Consider the following 16,409-nt stretch of genomic DNA (forward strand, 5'->3'; position numbering starts at 1 on the left):
CCATGTCGAAATTTTTTATCGACCGTCCCATTTTCGCCTGGGTAATTGCCCTGGTGATCATGCTGGTCGGGGCACTGTCGATCCTGAAGTTGCCCATCAACCAATACCCGGCCATTGCGCCGACCGCCATCGACATCCAGGTGACCTACCCAGGCGCGTCTGCACAAACCGTGCAGGACACCGTGGTGCAGGTGATCGAGCAACAGCTCAACGGTATCGACAACCTGCGTTATGTTTCCTCGGACAGTAACTCCGACGGCAGCATGACCATCACCGTGACGTTCAACCAGGGTACCAACCCGGATATCGCCCAGGTTCAGGTGCAGAACAAGTTGAACCTGGCGACCCCACTGCTGCCGCAAGAAGTGCAGCAGCAGGGTATCCGCGTGACCAAGTCGGTGAAGAACTTCCTGATGGTAATCGGTCTGGTGTCGGAAGACGGCAGCATGACCAAGGACGACCTGTCCAACTACATCGTGTCCAACATCCAGGACCCGATTTCGCGGACCGCCGGTGTAGGTGACTTCCAGGTGTTCGGCTCGCAGTACGCCATGCGCATCTGGCTCGACCCGGCCAAGCTGAACAACTATCAGCTCACGCCAGTGGATGTCAGCACCGCGATCTCCGCACAGAACGTGCAGGTGGCTACCGGCCAACTCGGCGGCTTGCCTGCCGTGCCCGGCACCCAGTTGAACGCAACCATCATCGGCAAGACCCGCCTGCAGTCTGCAGAGCAGTTCGGCAATATCCTGATGAAGGTCAATACCGACGGCTCACAGGTACGCCTGAAGGATGTCGCCCGTATCGAGCTGGGCGGTCAGAACTACAGCATCGCGGCACAGTTCAACGGCAAACCGGCATCCGGCATGGCGATCAAGCTGGCGGCCGGTGCTAACGCTCTGGACACCGGCAAGGCCATCCGCGCCACCGTGGCGTCCCTGGAACCGTTCTTCCCGCCAGGCATGAAGGCGGTGGTGCCGTATGACACTACCCCGGTGGTGACCGAATCGATCTCCGGTGTGGTTGACACCCTGGTCGAAGCGATCGTGCTGGTGTTCCTGGTGATGTTCCTGTTCCTGCAGAACTTCCGCGCCACCATCATCACCACCATGACCGTACCGGTGGTATTGCTGGGTACCTTCGGGATCCTCGCTGCGTTCGGTTTCACCATCAACACCCTGACCATGTTCGGCATGATCCTGGCCATCGGCTTGCTGGTGGACGATGCCATCGTGGTGGTGGAAAACGTCGAACGAGTGATGGCCGAGGAGCACTTGTCGCCTAAAGAGGCGACGGTCAAGTCCATGGGCCAGATCCAGGGCGCCCTGGTGGGTATTGCCCTGGTGTTGTCCGCAGTACTGCTGCCGATGGCGTTCTTCGGTGGTTCCACCGGTGTGATCTACAAACAGTTCTCCATCACCATTGTTTCGGCGATGGCGTTGTCGGTACTGGTTGCCCTGATCTTCACCCCGGCCTTGTGCGCAACCATGCTCAAGCCGATCGACCCGGAAAAGCACGGCCAACCCAAGCGCGGTTTCTTCGGCTGGTTCAACCGCACGTTCGACCGTGGCGTACTGAGCTACGAACGCGGCGTCGGCAACATGATCAAGCACAAGATTCCGGCGTTCCTGGTCTATGCGCTGATCCTGGCCGGCATGATCTGGCTGTTCATGCGCATCCCCGCCGCGTTCCTGCCCGATGAAGACCAGGGCGTGATCTTCGCTCAGGTACAGACGCCGGTCGGTTCTTCGGCGGAGCGCACGCAAACCGTCATTGACGACATGCGTGCCTACCTGCTGAACGACAAGGAAGGCGAGCCAGGCGAAGGCAAAGGCGTAAAATCGGTGTTTACCGTAAACGGCTTCAACTTTGCGGGCCGTGGCCAAAGCTCTGGCCTGGCCTTCGTGATGCTCAAGTCATGGGAGGAGCGCGACGCATCCAACTCGGTATTCGAAATTGCCAAGCGCGCCCAGACTTACTTCTCTCAGACGTTCAAGGACGCCATGGTGTATGCCATCGTGCCGCCTTCGGTTCTGGAGTTGGGTAACGCCACCGGTTTCGACGTATTCCTGCAAGACCAGGGCGGCGTCGGTCACGACAAGCTGATGGCTGCGCGCAACCAGTTCCTGGGTGCAGCGGCACAAAGCAAGATCCTGGCAGGTGTGCGTCCCAACGGCGTGAACGATGAACCGCAGTACGAGCTCAGCGTCGACGACGAGAAGGCCAGCGCCCTGGGCATCAGCCTGTCAGACATTCAGCAGACCTTGGCCATCGCCCTGGGTGGCAGCTACGTCAACGACTTCATCGACCGTGGTCGCGTGAAGAAAGTGTATGTGCAGGGCGATGCTTTCAGCCGGATGTCCCCGGAAGACCTGGATAAATGGTTCGTGCGCAGCACCTCCGGGAAGATGGTGCCAATGTCGGCCATCTCGTCGGGCAAGTGGATCTACGGTTCGCCGAAGCTCTCGCGCTACAACGGTGTAGCCGCGATGGAAATCCTCGGTACTCCGGCGCCTGGCTACAGTACCGGCGATGCGATGACAGAAGTCGAGCGCATTGCCAAGGACCTGCCGGCGGGTGTCGGTTATGCGTGGACCGGCCTGTCGTATGAAGAACGCCTGTCCGGCTCCCAGGCACCTGCGCTGTACGCCCTGTCGCTGCTGGTGGTGTTCCTCTGTCTGGCAGCGCTGTACGAAAGCTGGTCGATCCCGATTGCGGTGATTCTGGTGGTGCCGCTGGGTGTGATCGGTGCGTTGATCGCCACCAGCATGCGCGGGCTGTCCAACGACGTGTTTTTCCAGGTAGGCCTGTTGGTGACGGTGGGCCTGGCGGCGAAAAACGCCATCTTGATCGTGGAGTTCGCCAAAGAGCTTCACGAACAAGGCAAAGGCATCGTCGAGTCGGCCATCGAAGCCTCTCGCATGCGTCTGCGCCCGATCATCATGACGTCCATGGCGTTCATGCTCGGCGTATTGCCGCTGGCCATCTCCTCGGGCGCAGGCTCAGGCAGCCAGCACGCGATCGGTACCGGCGTAATTGGCGGTATGATCACCGCCACCGTCCTGGCGATCTTCTGGGTGCCACTGTTCTTTGCAACCGTGTCGTCTGCTGGCGAGCGCAACAAAAAGACGGACACTACTGAAACTCCTAAAGAGGCTGGCCAATGAGCAAGTCGCTACTTTCCCTAGCCGTCACGGCATTCGTGCTCAGTGGCTGCTCGCTGATACCTGACTACCAGCGCCCCGAAGCGCCGGTGGCAGCGCAGTACCCGCAGGGGCCGGCGTATTCGTCGGCCCAGGCGCCGGGCCAGGCCGCTGCCGAGCAGGGCTGGAAGCAGTTTTTCCATGACCCTGCCCTGCAACAGCTGATCCAGACCGCGCTGGTCAACAACCGTGACCTGCGTGTCGCGGCCCTGAACATCGACGCCTATGCGGCGCAGTACCAGATCCAGCGTGCCGACCTGTTCCCGGCCATCTCGGCCACTGGCAGCGGCAGCCGCACGCGTACGCCGGCCAAGCTGTCGCAGACCGGCGAAGCGGGCATCACCAGCCAGTACTCGGCGGGCCTGGGGATCAGTTCCTATGAGCTGGACCTGTTCGGCCGCGTGCGCAGCCTCAGCGAAGAAGCACTGCAAAAGTACTTCGCCACTGAAGAAGCGCGGCGCAGCACCCAGATCAGCCTGGTGGCCAGTGTGGCCAACGCCTACCTGACCTGGCAGGCCGACAAGGAACTGCTCAAGCTGACCCAGGACACCCTCGGTGCGTTCGAGCAGAGCTACAAACTGACCTCGCGCAGCAACGAAGTCGGCGTGGCCTCGGCCCTCGACCTCAGCCAGGCGCGCACCTCGGTGGAAAACGCGCGTGTGCAACTGGCGCGCTATACACGCCAGGTGGCCCAGGACGAAAACAGCCTGACCCTGCTGCTCGGCACCGGTTTGCCGGCCAATATCGCCAGCAAGCCGCTGTCGGATGACCTGCTCAGCGAAGTGCCAGCCGGGTTGCCATCGGACCTGCTGCAACGTCGTCCCGACATTGTGCAGGCCGAGTACAACCTCAAGGCCGCCAACGCCAACATCGGCGCGGCGCGTGCAGCGTTCTTCCCGAGCATCAGCCTCACCGCCAGTGCCGGTACTGCCAGCCCAACCCTGGGCGGCCTGTTCAAGGGCGGTTCGGGCACCTGGTCGTTTGCGCCGCAGATCAACATCCCGATCTTCAACGCCGGTAGCCTGCGCGCAAGCCTGGACTACTCGAAGATCCAGAAAGAGATCAACGTGGCCAACTACGAGAAGGCCATCCAGACCGGCTTCCAGGAAGTCTCCGACGGCCTCGCCGCGCGTGCGACCTACAAGCAGCAACTGGACGCCCAGCGTGGCTTCGTCGCGGCCAACCAGGATTACTACCGCCTGGCCGAGCGTCGCTACCGCATTGGTGTCGACAGCAACCTGACGTTCCTCGACGCCCAGCGCCAGCTGTTCAGTGCCCAGCAATCGCTGATCACCGACCGTCTGGCGCAGCTCAACAGCGAGGTCAACCTGTACAAGGCCCTCGGTGGTGGCTGGAACGAGCAGACCGCGAAGAATGAGCCTGTGAAAGAAGAAGCACCGGCACTGAAGTTGTTCTAATCGTGCTGTTGTAGAGAAAACCGCTTCCCTCACCGGAAGCGGTTTTTTTATGCCTGGTGATCAGCCTCCTATCCTCGTGGCGAGCGGGCTTGCCCCGCGTTGGGACGCGAAGCGGCCCCGAACCAGGCGCCCAATTTCCACCTGGCACTACGCGGCGCCTGAATTGGGGCGGCTTCGCCACCCAACGCGGGGCAAGCCCGCTCGCCACAACCTGCCCGCTCACTACAGGAAACGGGCTTGCCTTGCTTTCTGCGGAACCTTTCAGGGTAAAATTGGTTACAGATTCTTACAGACCACAAAGGGAGCTTGTCGTAATGATCGTAGGAATCGACCTGGGCACAACCAACAGCCTGGCCGCCGTCTGGCGCGGCGATGCTACCGAAATGGTGCCCAATGCCCTTGGCCAGTTGCTGACCCCGAGTGTGGTCGGCCTGGATGACCAAGGCCGCATCCTGGTGGGCCAAGCCGCCAAGGAACGCCTGCACACCCACCCGCACCTGACCACCTCGCTGTTCAAGCGCTACATGGGCAGTGCCACCGAAGTGCGCCTGGGCGACCGCTCGTTCCGCCCCGAAGAACTCTCGGCGCTGGTGCTCAAAAGCCTGAAAGAAGACATCGAGCGCACCTACGGCCAAACCGTCACCGAAGCCGTGATCAGCGTGCCCGCCTACTTCAGCGACGGCCAACGCAAGGCCACGCGCATCGCCGGTGAACTGGCCGGGCTCAACGTTGAAAAACTCATCAACGAACCCACCGCCGCTGCGCTGGCTTACGGCCTGCACCAGCGTGACAAGGAAACCTCGTTCCTGGTGTTCGACCTCGGCGGCGGCACCTTCGACGTGTCGATCATCGAGCTGTTCGACGGCGTGATGGAAGTGCGCGCCAGCGCCGGCGACAACTTCCTGGGCGGCGAAGATTTCGACACCTTATTGCTCGAACACTTCGTCGACAGCCAGCGCAATGCCCAGGGCTTCCCGCCCACCAGCACCGTGCTGCAAGCCCTGCGCCGCGAAGCCGAGCGCGTGCGCAAAGCCTTGGGCCAGGACGACAGCGCCGAGTTCGCCCTGCGCGTTGACGGCCAGCAATGGGCCACAACCCTCACCCAGGCTGAACTCGCCAAGCTTTACACGCCCTTGCTGGAGCGCCTGCGCGCGCCGATTGAGCGCGCCCTGCGCGATGCGCGGATTCGGGTCGGCGATCTGGATGAAATCCTGCTGGTCGGCGGCACCACGCGCATGCCGCTGGTGCGCAAACTGGCCGCTGGCTTGTTCGGGCGCTTCCCGTCCATCAGCCTCGATCCGGACCAGGTGGTCGCCCACGGCGCGGCAATTCAGGCTGCGCTCAAGGCCCGTTCGGCAGCGCTGGAAGAGATCGTGCTGACCGACGTCTGCCCGTACACCCTGGGCATCGAAACCTCGAACCAATATGGCGGCCATATCGAAAGCGGGCATTACCTGCCGCTGATCGAGCGCAACAGCAGCGTGCCGGTCAGCCGGGTCAAGAGTGTGGTCACCCTCCACGACGACCAGACCCGCGTGCTGTTGAAAATCTACCAGGGCGAAAGCCGTCTGGTGAAAGACAACATCGAACTCGGCCAGCTGGAAATTCCCGTGCCCAAGCGCAAGGCCGGCGAGGTCTCGCTGGACGTGCGCTTCACCTACGACAACAACGGCTTGCTCGAGGCCCAGGTGAACATTCCGCTGACCGGCGAGCAGCATTCACTGGTGATCGAGAACAACCCCGGCGTGCTCAGCCCGCAGGAGATCCAGCAACGCCTGCAAGCCCTGGCGCTGTTGAAGATTCACCCGCGCGACCAGCAGGTCAACACCGTGCTGACCGCCCGCCTCGAACGGCTCTACCAGGAAAACCTCGGCGAGTTGCGCGAGCAACTCGGGCACTGGGCCGCGCAGTTCCAGCAAGTGCTCGACACCCAGGACGAACGCCGCATCCGTGAGGCCCGCAGCGAACTTACCCGCCAACTTGAGCAACTCGACAACGGGTTCTGGCGCTGAGAGAGAACGACATGGACTGTTGGACAGTGTTGCAACTGGCGGACGATGCCGACGAGCGCACCATCAAGCGTGCTTACGCGCGGCTGCTGAAAAGCTGCCGCCCGGACGACGACGCCCAGGGTTTCCAGCGCCTGCGTGAGGCTTACGAACAAGCGCTGCATATCGCGCGCTGGCGGGCCGAGCATGAGGACGAAGAGGTCGAAGTCATCGACGCGCCAGTGGCCGAACTGGCCGACGGCAACCCGCATGAATACGCGCAATTTGACGATACTCGCCTCGTCAGCCCTGCCCTGTTCGACCTGCCGCCCGAGCAGACGCGCGCGCAAGCGCTGATCAACGGGCTGGGCGCTCACACCCTCGACGAGCGCTGGGAACAGGCCCAGCATCAACTCTGCGCCGATGCGTTCCAGGCAGCTCTGCTGCGCCACTGTTTCGATGCCCCCGGTGAGCGTGCGGCAATTGCCGCCTGGGCGGTGCAGCACTTGGAATGGCTGACGCCTTGGCAACGTGTGGCGATGAGCCCCTGGCAACATGAGGCGCTAAGCGGCGAGCTGCTGCAGGCGTATCGCCAGGCGCTGCAGGAACAGCTGGAGCAAAAGGCCGAGCGCGAGTTCGTCAACCTGCTTAAAGCCTACAACCAGCAACCCTGGCTGCGCGTGTTCGACCTGCAACAACAATGGCAGCGCATCGTCCTGCAATTGCTCCACGACACCACGTGGAGCGTGCCGTTGTTTGAGCGCGTCTGCCAGGTCTTTGGCTGGGATGACCAGAAAGGCTTGCACCCCGAGCCCGAGTGGATGTGGCGGGGCCTGGTTGAACGCTGCGAACAGGAGAGTTTCTACGACACCCTGTTGGAAAAAGCCCACAACGGCCCGCGCAACGCACCCGACACCTTGCCCGCACGCTTGCTGCTGACGCGGATGCCGACTGCCGAACAGCTCCGTTTGGTGTCCCAGTTTGGTGATGATCAGTGGAACGCGTGCCAGCAACTGTCGCAAAAGTTTGCCTGGCGCTATCCGTCGTTACTGGAGCGCCTGCCGCAACCCGATGTATTTTTTTGGCGAAAATTTTTGCCGCGCCCGGTCTCCGGACAAACCTGGGGCAGGGTGTGGGGCGGGCTGGCCATTGCCACGTGCGTGGCCTCCATTCACCTGAAAAAAGGCCCGGTGCCGCTCGAACTCTTCATCTTCATGTTGATGACCTTCCTGCCGACCGTCGTCGCTATACGCCTCACTCAGGGCTGGGCCGCCATCACCTCGCGATTCCTCGTTGCCGACCTATGGCTGAGCGAGAGGCTGTTGCCCCAACGCTTCAACCCACGCCAATACTGGTTGGTCCTGCGCCACGGTATTCCGCAAGTGGGGATGCTGGTGATGTTCGGCTTTTTGCTCGGCGTGATGGGCATAGTGACGTACCTGGGCATGATCCTGATCCACTTGTTCAGCCACCGGCGCATGGGCACGGTCGACGAATCCTTCAATGCCAGATGGCCGTGGATCAGCGGCCTGCATTGGAGTTACTGGAGCCCCTGGCAACTGGTGTTTCTGGTGGTCATGGTGGTACTGACGCTCGCGTTCCAGCTGTACCTGCCTGCCTTTCCGTTGACCCGCCTGGTTGAATCTCGACTGTAACTTTCCCAAGGGCGGGCAGCCGATGCAGGCATGCCCGCCAACTTGCGTTCGATCATCGCCCACAAACCGCCCTGCCCCACTTTCATCACGTCCACACCGCCAAGCACCATGGCCGGCACCTGCATAACCCCAATAACAACAGGTCCAACACCATGAGCATTTTCCAACCGCGCCAGCTGTGGCTGGCGACCGCTGTCGCCAGTCTTGCACTCCCTGTCGTCGCCGAAGAACACGGCTTTCTCGAAGACGCCAGCGCCAACCTCAACCTGCGCAATTTCTTCTTCAACCGCAATTACACCAACCCGACCAAAGCCCAGGGCGGCGCGCAGGAATGGACGCAAAGTTTCATTCTCGACGCCCGTTCCGGCTTCACCCAGGGCACGCTGGGTTTGGGTATGGATGTGCTGGGGTTGTACTCACAAAAGCTTGATGGCGGGCGCGGCACCGGTGGCACTCAGCTGTTGCCGCTGGACCACGACGGCCGCCCGGCCGATAACTTCGGGCGCCTGGGAGTGGCGTTCAAGGCGCGGCTTTCCAAGACCGAGCTGAAGGTCGGCGAGTGGATGCCGGTGCTGCCGATCCTGCGCGCCGACGACGGCCGCTCCCTGCCGCAAACCCTGCGCGGCGGGCAGATCACCTCCAAGGAAATCGACGGCCTCACGCTCTACGGCGGTCAGTTCCGCGCCAACAGCCCGCGCGATGACAGCAGCATGACGGACATGTCGATGTCCGGTAAAACCGCCTTCACCTCCGACCGTTTCAACTTCCAGGGCGGCGAATATGCGTTCAACGATAAACGCACCCAGATCGGCATATGGAATGCCCAGCTCAAGGACATCTACCGCCAGCAGTACGTCAACCTGATCCACAGCCAGCCCGTGGGTGACTGGACCCTGGGCGCCAACCTCGGGTTCTTCTACGGCAAGGATGACGGCAGCGCCCGCGCGGGTGAGCTGGACAACAAGACCTGGTCCGGCCTGTTTTCTGCGCGTTACGGTGGCAACACCTTCTACGTCGGCCTGCAAAAACTCACCGGCAACAGCGCGTGGATGCGCGTCAACGGTACCAGCGGCGGCACCCTGGCCAACGACAGCTACAACGCCAGCTACGACAACGCCCAGGAAAAATCCTGGCAGGTGCGCCACGATTTCAACTTTGTCGTCCTCGGCCTCCCGGGCCTGACCCTGATGAACCGCTATATCAGCGGCAGCAACGTGCACACCGGGGCCATCACCGACGGCAAGGAGTGGGGCCGTGAGAGCGAACTGGGCTACACCGTGCAAAGCGGCGCCCTCAAGGATTTGAACGTGCGTTGGCGCAACTCCAGCATGCGCCGCGACTACAGCAACAATGAGTTCGACGAGAACCGCTTGATCGTCAGTTACCCGATCAGCCTGCTGTAGGCGTCCGTCAGTGCGAATGGCAGCCGCGACTTGATTGGTCGCGGCTGTTTTTTTGGCAAGTTGCCTGAATGGGAGCGGGAACGTTCCCCGCCAATACCTCAAAACTCACGCGCGCGCGGCAATGACCATGCCGTATTGGCAGCCGCGTGGGTCATGCACAAGGCAATGGCGACGACGACCCGAACCCCTTACGCGTGAAGCCAGCCCGCCCCTTCAAGACAGGCGGCACGATTTACCGCTGATGACAGCCGCGCTCATGCTGTATCGTGCACGCGCCCATCACCCGGCACAGGGACTCAACGACACGGATGACCAGCTCTGAACCCAGGCCGCCATGAAATACCTGATTGTCATTCTGTCGATTCTGCTCACCGGCTGCATCGGCGCGCCTATCGCGCTGACGCCGCAGACCGAACAACGCCTGCAAGCCCAGGCGCCGATCCGTTTCCTGCTGACCTTTGATGACGGCCCAAGCGCCTCGGGCTACAACAACCCGAGCCGCTCGGTGGTGGCTGACCTGGCGAATAACCCGGTATTGCCAGGCATCAAGGCGGTGTTCTTCCTGCAGACCGAAGCCTCCCGCTCAGGCGGCAGCCCGCGGGGCCGCAAGACCATGCTGCGTGAATACGCGGCGGGTCACGTGCTGGCCTTCCACACCGCCACCGGGTTTCACACCAACCACCGCTGGTTGAGCGACGCCGAGCTTGAAAGCACCCTCAGCCAGGGCGCGGCCGATATCGCCGCCATCACCGGCGCCTCACCGGCGCTGGTACGCCCGCCCTTCTGGAACTACGACAAGCGCACTTTCGCTGCCTACCAGCGCCACGGCATGCATGTGTTGCTGACCGACCTGAGTGCCAATGACGGCAAGATCTGGGGCTTCAACGGCAGCCCACGGCGCCGGGCGAATTTGTATCGGCAGCTGTCGGTGGTGCGCGAGCGCATCGCGCTGGGCGAGTTACCGACAGTGGACGGCGTGATACCGGTGGTGGTGACCTTCCATGACATCAACCGCTACACCGCGCGGCACCTGCAGGAGTACTTGCAGATCCTGATGGACAGCGCTCGGATCAACGGCATGAAGACTGCGGCCGAGCCGTTCTACACCGACCGCGCCGTGCTGGAACGCGCGGCGCTGGCGCGCACGGTCAAGGATGTGAATGAAGTGGTGCACCTGCCGGGGGTGTGGAACTGGGTATGGGATGCGGATTCCCACTGAAACCAATGTGGGAGCGGGCTTGCTCGCGAATGCGGTGGGTCAGTCAATTTATCTTTAACTGATGCACCGCATTCGCGGGCAAGCCCGCTCCCACCTTTTTGACCGTGTTTCAGTTCAGTCCTGGCGCGACTCCACGCCGAGCTCATCCCATACCGACTCGGCGAGGTGGAAGGTCGCATTCGCCGCCGGAATCCCACAATAGATCGCGCTTTGCATCAGCACTTCCTTGATCTCGGCGCGGGTCACGCCGTTGCTGGCAGCGGCGCGCAGGTGCAGTTTCAATTCTTCACTGCGGTTCATGCCGATCAACATGGCGATGGTGATCAGGCTGCGGGTGTGCCGCGGCAGGCCGGGGCGGGTCCAGATGTCACCCCAGGCGTGGCGGGTGATCATTTCCTGGAACTCGCTGTTGAATTCGGTCAGGGCATTCAGGCTGCGGTCGACATGTGCGTCGCCCAGTACTTCGCGGCGCACTTGCAGGCCGGCGGCGTAACGGTGTTTCTCGTCCACAAAAAAGCTCCTGGTTCAATTGGGTCTCGGCTCGATCACCGGTGGTGGTGGCAAGCGCGCTCGTCACACGGTTTATTCAGCCAGCAAGAACCTCAGCACCCGGTGACTGAAATCAGCCCCGGCCTGGACGTTGGACAGGTGGGCCGCATAGAACTCGGCGTACTCGGCGCCCTTCACGTGGTTCTGGATAAAGTGGCTGCCGGCCGGCGGTGTCACTGCGTCCTCGGTCCCGGCAATCACCAGGGTCGGCACCTTGATCGATGCCAGCTGCTCGCGAAAATCCGCATCGCGCACGGCGGCGCAATTGGCGGCGTAACCCTCGGGCGACGTGGCGGCGAGCATGTCGGTAATCTGCCTGGCCTGGTGCGGGTTGGCGGCGGCGAAATCGGCGGTGAACCAGCGGGCGATAGACGCATCACGCAGCGCCACCATGGCGGCCGGGCCATCGCGCAAGACCATCTCTATACGCGGGTTCCATATATCCGGCGTGCCGATCCTGGCCGCGGTGTTACACACCACCAGCCGCTGCAGACGGTCACCGGCATGGATGCCCAGCCACTGACCGATCAGGCCGCCCATGGACAGCCCACAAAAATGCGCACGCTGGATCTGCAGCGCATCCAACAGCGCGATCACGTCGTGGCCCAGTTGCTCAATGCTGTACGGCCCCTCGGTGACCAAGGACTTGCCGTGGCCACGGGTGTCGAAACGCACCACGCGAAAATGCTCGGTGAAGGCCGGAATCTGGATGTCCCACATATGCAGGTCGGTGCCCAGGGAGTTGGACAGCACCAGCACCGGCGCGTCGAGCGGGCCGTCCAGTTGGTAATGCAGTTCGCCCTCGGCGAGTTGTACAAATGGCACAGCGGTCTCCTTACGCGGTCAAGGCAAAATGATCGGCCACCGCGCGGGTGACCCACGTGTGCGCCTGGCCGAGGTAGTGGGCCGGGTCGAGCAGGCGGTCCAGTTCAGCGGCTGACAACTCGGCGGTGACCTGCGGTTCGTCGGCCAGCACTGCACGCAGATGGCGCCCGTCGGCAACGGCGCGTTTGCAGCATTGCTCCAACAGATGGTGCGCGGTTTCCCGGCCCAGGCGCTGGGCAAGCACGCTGCTGACGGCTTCGGCCAGCACCAGGCCCTGGGTCAACTCAAGGTTGCGCGCCATGCGTTCAGGGTCGACCTCCAGCCCGTCGGCCACCAGCAGCGCCTGCTGCAATGCGCCGGACACCAACCGGCAAATGTCCGGCAGGGTTTCCCATTCGGCATGCCACAGGCCAAGGCTGCGCTCATGTTCCTGAGGCATGGCGCTCAACATCGTCGCCACCAGGCCCGGCACGCGGGTCGCCGTGCTGATCAGTACGGCGGCGCCCACCGGGTTGCGCTTGTGCGGCATGGTCGATGAACCACCTTTGCCGGGCGCCGAGGGCTCGAACACTTCCGCCGCTTCGGTCTGCATCAACAAGCTGATATCACGCCCCATTTTGCCCAGGCTGCCGGCGATCAGGCCGAGCACACTGGCGAACTCCACCAGCCGGTCACGGTGGGTGTGCCAGGGTTGCTCGGGTAAATTCAATTGCAACTGCGCAGCCAGGGCTTCGGCCACCGGCATTGCCTGCTCACCCAGCGCCGCCAGCGTTCCGGACGCGCCGCCAAACTGCAGCACCAGCAGGCGCGGTTTGAGCTCGGCAAGACGCTGACGACTGCGCGTCACCGCCCCCAGCCAACCGGCGATTTTCATGCCCAGGGTCACCGGTGTCGCATGCTGCAACCAGGTGCGCCCGGCCAATGGCACGCGCGCATAACGCTGGGCCTGCACGGCAAGCGTCTCACCCAATTGCGCCAGGTCAACGTCGATCAACGCCAGCGCGCGCCGCAGTTGCAGGACCAGGCCGGTGTCCATCACATCCTGGCTGGTCGCGCCCAGATGCACATAACGTTCGGCGCCGGCGTCTTCACTGGCGATCAATTTTCCCAGCGCTTTCACCAACGGAATCGCCGAATTGCCCGCCGTGGCAATCGCCACGCCGAGCGCATCCACGTCGTACAAAGACGCCAGGCATGCCTGGGCAATCGGCGCGACGGCGGCCTGGGGAATCAAGCCGACCTGGGCCTCGGCGCGGGCCAGCGCGGCTTCAAAGTCCAGCATGCCCTGCAGACGCCCCTGGTCGCAGAACACATCGGCCATGCTGTCAGCGCTGAAGTAGGCGTCGAACAGTTGATTGCTCGTGCGCAGTGTCATAACTCTTCCTTACAGATCGTGGTGCAGATACGCCGCCTGCTTGGGCAGGCGCAGGCTGAACAGGAAAGCAATCGCCATCATCACGGTGACGTACCAATAGAAGCCGTTCTCCATGCCCATGGATTTCAGACCCAGCGCAACCACTTCAGCCGAGCCGCCGAAAATCGCGTTGGCCACCGCGTACGCCAGGCCCACGCCCAATGCACGTACCTGGGGCGGGAACATTTCGGCTTTGACCAGGCCGCTGATGGAGGTATAGAAGCTGACAATCGCCAGGGCCAGGGTGATCAGCACAAAGGCCAGGAACGGACTGCTGACGGTTTTCAGGGTCAGCAGGATCGGCACGGTGCACAGCGTGCCCAGGGCGCCGAACCACAGCATGGAATTGCGGCGGCCGATCTTGTCCGCCAGCATCCCGAACAGCGGCTGCATGCACATGTAGAGGAACAGCGCGCCGGTCATGATGTAACTGGCGGTCTTGGCATGCATCCCGGCCGTGTTCACCAGGTACTTCTGCATGTACGTGGTGAACGTGTAGAAAATCAGCGAGCCGCCGGCGGTGTAACCCAGCACCGTGATAAAGGCCGCGGTGTGATTGCGCAGCAGCGCGGTGATGCTGCCGGCGTCCTTGTGTTCGCGCATTTCCTTGGTGGTGGTCTCTTTCAAGGTGCGGCGCAGCAGTAAGGAGATGACCGCCGCGACGGCACCGACCACAAATGGAATCCGCCAGCCCCAGGCGCGCAGTTCATCTTCGCTGAGAAATTGCTGCAGGATCACCACCACCAGTACCGCGAGCAATTGCCCGCCGATCAAGGTCACGTACTGGAACGAGGCAAAGAACCCGCGCTGGCCCTTGAGGGCGACCTCACTCATGTAGGTGGCGGTGGTGCCGTACTCGCCGCCCACCGATAAGCCTTGAAACAGGCGCGCCACCAACAACAGGATTGGCGCCCAGATGCCGATGTCCTTGTAGGTCGGCAAAAACGCAATAACCAGCGAGCCGGCGCACATCATCAGCACCGCGATCATCATCGAATTCTTGCGGCCGTGCTTGTCGGCCAGACTGCCGAACACCCAGCTGCCAATAGGGCGCATCAAGAAGCCGGCAGCGAACACGCCGGCGGTGCTGAGCAGTTGTACGGTGGGGCTCTCCGACGGAAAAAACGCCGGGGCAAAATAGATGGCGCAGAAGGCATAAACGTAGAAGTCGAACCATTCGACAAGGTTGCCGGACGAGGCCCCGACAATTGCAAAAATCCGCTTGCTGCGTTCTTCTCCGGTGTAGTGAATCGTTTTTGTTGTCATGTGTTTTTCACTCAGTGGGAACGGTTATAGCCTAGACATACTTTGCAACAACCATGTTCCGCAAGCAGACTTTTGGATACTTGTCGCCTCGAAGGGTCTCATCGCGGGCAAGCCCGTTCGCACATTTTGATTGGGACACCTTTAAATGTGGGAGCAGGCTTGCCTGCGACAGGTTTTAAGCCACCTCAGTAATCGAAGAACACCGTTTCCTTATCTGTGCCCTGCAAAATCACATTCCACTGATGCACGCCGCCCGCATCCGCTTTGGCAATCAAGGTGCCGCGACGCTCAGCCGGCACACACGCCAGCAACGGGTCATCGCCATTCAACGCTTCACCGTCAAAATAAATCCGGGTCAGCAAGTGCTTCACCAGCCCACGCGCAAACACCAGCACCACCAGGTGCGGCGCCTGGGTCGTACCCGCAAGCCCTGGCACGCTGCCCGGCTTGATCGTGGTAAAGCGAAAGCGCCCTTCGGCATCTACCGGCACTCGCCCAAAGCCTTCGAAGTTGGGATCGACGGCTTTGGCCTGGTCATCTTCCGGATGATCGTATTTGCCCGCAGCATTGGCTTGCCAGACTTCAAGCATGGCGTCGTTGACGACATCACCGTTGCCGTCCACCACTTGCCCGCTGATCGCCACGCGTTCGCCAAGGGTGGCCGGCACGGTCAGGTCTTCGCGGTTCAGCCAGGTCAGGCCAATGTGGTAATACGGCCCGACGGTGTGGGACGTGGTTGCGTAAAGGCTCATCTCATTTCTCCATCGGCGTGGCGTCGCGGCCGCGCAGGACGATGTCCCAGCGGTAGCCGAGGGCATAGGAAGGAATGGTTTTTTCCAGGTCGAAGCTGGCGATCAAGCGCTGCTTGGCCGAGGTGTCCGGCACGCAGTTGTAGATCGGGTCGTACTCCAGCAATGGGTCGCCGGGGAAGTACATCTGCGTGACCAGCCGCGTCAGCACGCTGGGGCCAAACAGCGAAAAGTGGATATGCGCCGGGCGCCACGCGTTGTGGTGGTTGCCCCACGGGTAGGCGCCGGGCTTGATGGTCTGGAACTGGTACCAGCCATCCGCGTCGGTGACGGTGCGGCCGGTGCCGGTGAAGTTCGGGTCCAGTGGCGCGTCATGCAGGTCGCGCTTGTGGTTGTAGCGACCGGCGGCGTTGGCTTGCCAGATCTCCACCAGAATGCCCGGCACCGGCAGGCCGTTTTCATCCAGCACGCGGCCATGAATGATGATGCGCTCGCCCTGAGGCTCGCCCTCGTGCTGGGCAGTCAGGTCGTTGTCCTTCTCATTGACGCGTTCGGCACCGATGCTGGGGCCGGTGATCTCTGACAAGGAATGCGGCAGAAACACCAACGGCTGAGACGGCGAACGCAAGTTCGTCGACTGGTAGGCCGGGTGCAGGTAATCGGGTTGAGTGCCCGCTTGCGGGCGCCGGTATCCGGGCTTGTCACTCATGGAGCCATCCT

General features: G+C 62.1%; 12 protein-coding genes. 6 read left to right on the plus strand and 6 right to left on the minus strand.

Annotated features, from left to right (window positions below; genetic code table 11):
• The first annotated feature begins 2 nt into the window (after window positions 1–2).
• The 6 genes from L8K08_RS02755 to L8K08_RS02780 all read left to right on the plus strand — a co-directional run bounded on the left by L8K08_RS02755 (window position 3) and on the right by L8K08_RS02780 (window position 10,886).
• On the plus strand, window positions 3–3,167 hold the full coding sequence (locus L8K08_RS02755; protein ID WP_242194184.1) for an efflux RND transporter permease subunit: 3,165 nt from the start codon (window positions 3–5) through the stop codon (window positions 3,165–3,167).
• Window positions 3,164–4,621 (plus strand): AdeC/AdeK/OprM family multidrug efflux complex outer membrane factor, encoded by a 1,458-nt coding sequence (gene adeC / locus L8K08_RS02760; RefSeq protein ID WP_119738870.1) that lies wholly within the window; start codon window positions 3,164–3,166, stop codon window positions 4,619–4,621. The genes L8K08_RS02755 and adeC overlap by 4 nt, the downstream gene beginning before the upstream one ends.
• A 314-nt stretch (window positions 4,622–4,935) precedes the next feature.
• On the plus strand, window positions 4,936–6,633 hold the full coding sequence (locus L8K08_RS02765) for a molecular chaperone HscC (protein ID WP_242194187.1): 1,698 nt from the start codon (window positions 4,936–4,938) through the stop codon (window positions 6,631–6,633).
• 11 nt (window positions 6,634–6,644) lie between these two features.
• The gene (locus L8K08_RS02770; protein WP_242194190.1) at window positions 6,645–8,264 is read left to right on the plus strand and encodes a J domain-containing protein; all 1,620 of its coding nucleotides are present in this window, start codon (window positions 6,645–6,647) and stop codon (window positions 8,262–8,264) included.
• Window positions 8,265–8,416: 152 nt separating this feature from the next.
• Window positions 8,417–9,667 carry an OprD family porin gene (locus L8K08_RS02775; protein ID WP_242194192.1) on the plus strand — a complete coding sequence of 417 codons (1,251 nt, stop codon included), beginning with the start codon at window positions 8,417–8,419 and terminating at the stop codon, window positions 9,665–9,667.
• A 334-nt stretch (window positions 9,668–10,001) separates the two neighbouring features.
• Window positions 10,002–10,886, plus strand: coding sequence for a polysaccharide deacetylase family protein (locus tag L8K08_RS02780; RefSeq protein WP_242194194.1), 885 nt, complete (start codon window positions 10,002–10,004; stop codon window positions 10,884–10,886).
• A gap of 114 nt (window positions 10,887–11,000) precedes the next feature.
• Here the strand turns inward: L8K08_RS02780 and pcaC are convergent, their stop codons facing one another.
• The 6 genes from pcaC to pcaH all read right to left on the minus strand — a co-directional run bounded on the left by pcaC (window position 11,001) and on the right by pcaH (window position 16,398).
• Entirely contained in the window at window positions 11,001–11,396 is a 396-nt protein-coding gene (pcaC, locus tag L8K08_RS02785) for a 4-carboxymuconolactone decarboxylase (protein ID WP_242194196.1), read from the minus strand.
• A gap of 72 nt (window positions 11,397–11,468) precedes the next feature.
• The gene (pcaD, locus tag L8K08_RS02790; protein ID WP_145162758.1) at window positions 11,469–12,260 is read right to left on the minus strand and encodes a 3-oxoadipate enol-lactonase; all 792 of its coding nucleotides are present in this window, start codon (window positions 12,258–12,260) and stop codon (window positions 11,469–11,471) included.
• A 10-nt stretch (window positions 12,261–12,270) separates the two neighbouring features.
• Complete coding sequence (locus L8K08_RS02795; protein ID WP_242194197.1) at window positions 12,271–13,635, minus strand: 3-carboxy-cis,cis-muconate cycloisomerase; 1,365 nt, start codon at window positions 13,633–13,635, stop codon at window positions 12,271–12,273.
• 9 nt (window positions 13,636–13,644) lie between these two features.
• On the minus strand, window positions 13,645–14,940 hold the full coding sequence (locus tag L8K08_RS02800; protein ID WP_145162753.1) for an MFS family transporter: 1,296 nt from the start codon (window positions 14,938–14,940) through the stop codon (window positions 13,645–13,647).
• 185 nt (window positions 14,941–15,125) lie between these two features.
• On the minus strand, window positions 15,126–15,692 hold the full coding sequence (gene pcaG / locus L8K08_RS02805) for a protocatechuate 3,4-dioxygenase subunit alpha (RefSeq protein ID WP_145162751.1): 567 nt from the start codon (window positions 15,690–15,692) through the stop codon (window positions 15,126–15,128).
• Window position 15,693: 1 nt separating this feature from the next.
• Window positions 15,694–16,398 carry a protocatechuate 3,4-dioxygenase subunit beta gene (pcaH, locus tag L8K08_RS02810; protein WP_145162748.1) on the minus strand — a complete coding sequence of 235 codons (705 nt, stop codon included), beginning with the start codon at window positions 16,396–16,398 and terminating at the stop codon, window positions 15,694–15,696.
• Between the last annotated feature and the right edge of the window lie 11 nt (window positions 16,399–16,409).

The sequence above is a fragment of the Pseudomonas sp. TREG-RG-20F-10-E-6-01 genome (genome assembly GCF_022662455.1).
GTDB lineage: Bacteria > Pseudomonadota > Gammaproteobacteria > Pseudomonadales > Pseudomonadaceae > Aquipseudomonas.

Coding starts and splice junctions, on each gene's coding strand:
- L8K08_RS02755 (WP_242194184.1), top strand. CDS start 3: ATGTCGAAATTTTTTATCGACCGTCCCATTTTCGCCTGGGTAATTGCC.
- adeC (WP_119738870.1), top strand. CDS start 3,164: ATGAGCAAGTCGCTACTTTCCCTAGCCGTCACGGCATTCGTGCTCAGT.
- L8K08_RS02765 (WP_242194187.1), top strand. CDS start 4,936: ATGATCGTAGGAATCGACCTGGGCACAACCAACAGCCTGGCCGCCGTC.
- L8K08_RS02770 (WP_242194190.1), top strand. CDS start 6,645: ATGGACTGTTGGACAGTGTTGCAACTGGCGGACGATGCCGACGAGCGC.
- L8K08_RS02775 (WP_242194192.1), top strand. CDS start 8,417: ATGAGCATTTTCCAACCGCGCCAGCTGTGGCTGGCGACCGCTGTCGCC.
- L8K08_RS02780 (WP_242194194.1), top strand. CDS start 10,002: ATGAAATACCTGATTGTCATTCTGTCGATTCTGCTCACCGGCTGCATC.
- L8K08_RS02795 (WP_242194197.1), bottom strand. CDS start 13,635: ATGACACTGCGCACGAGCAATCAACTGTTCGACGCCTACTTCAGCGCT.
- L8K08_RS02800 (WP_145162753.1), bottom strand. CDS start 14,940: ATGACAACAAAAACGATTCACTACACCGGAGAAGAACGCAGCAAGCGG.
- pcaG (WP_145162751.1), bottom strand. CDS start 15,692: ATGAGCCTTTACGCAACCACGTCCCACACCGTCGGGCCGTATTACCAC.
- pcaH (WP_145162748.1), bottom strand. CDS start 16,398: ATGAGTGACAAGCCCGGATACCGGCGCCCGCAAGCGGGCACTCAACCC.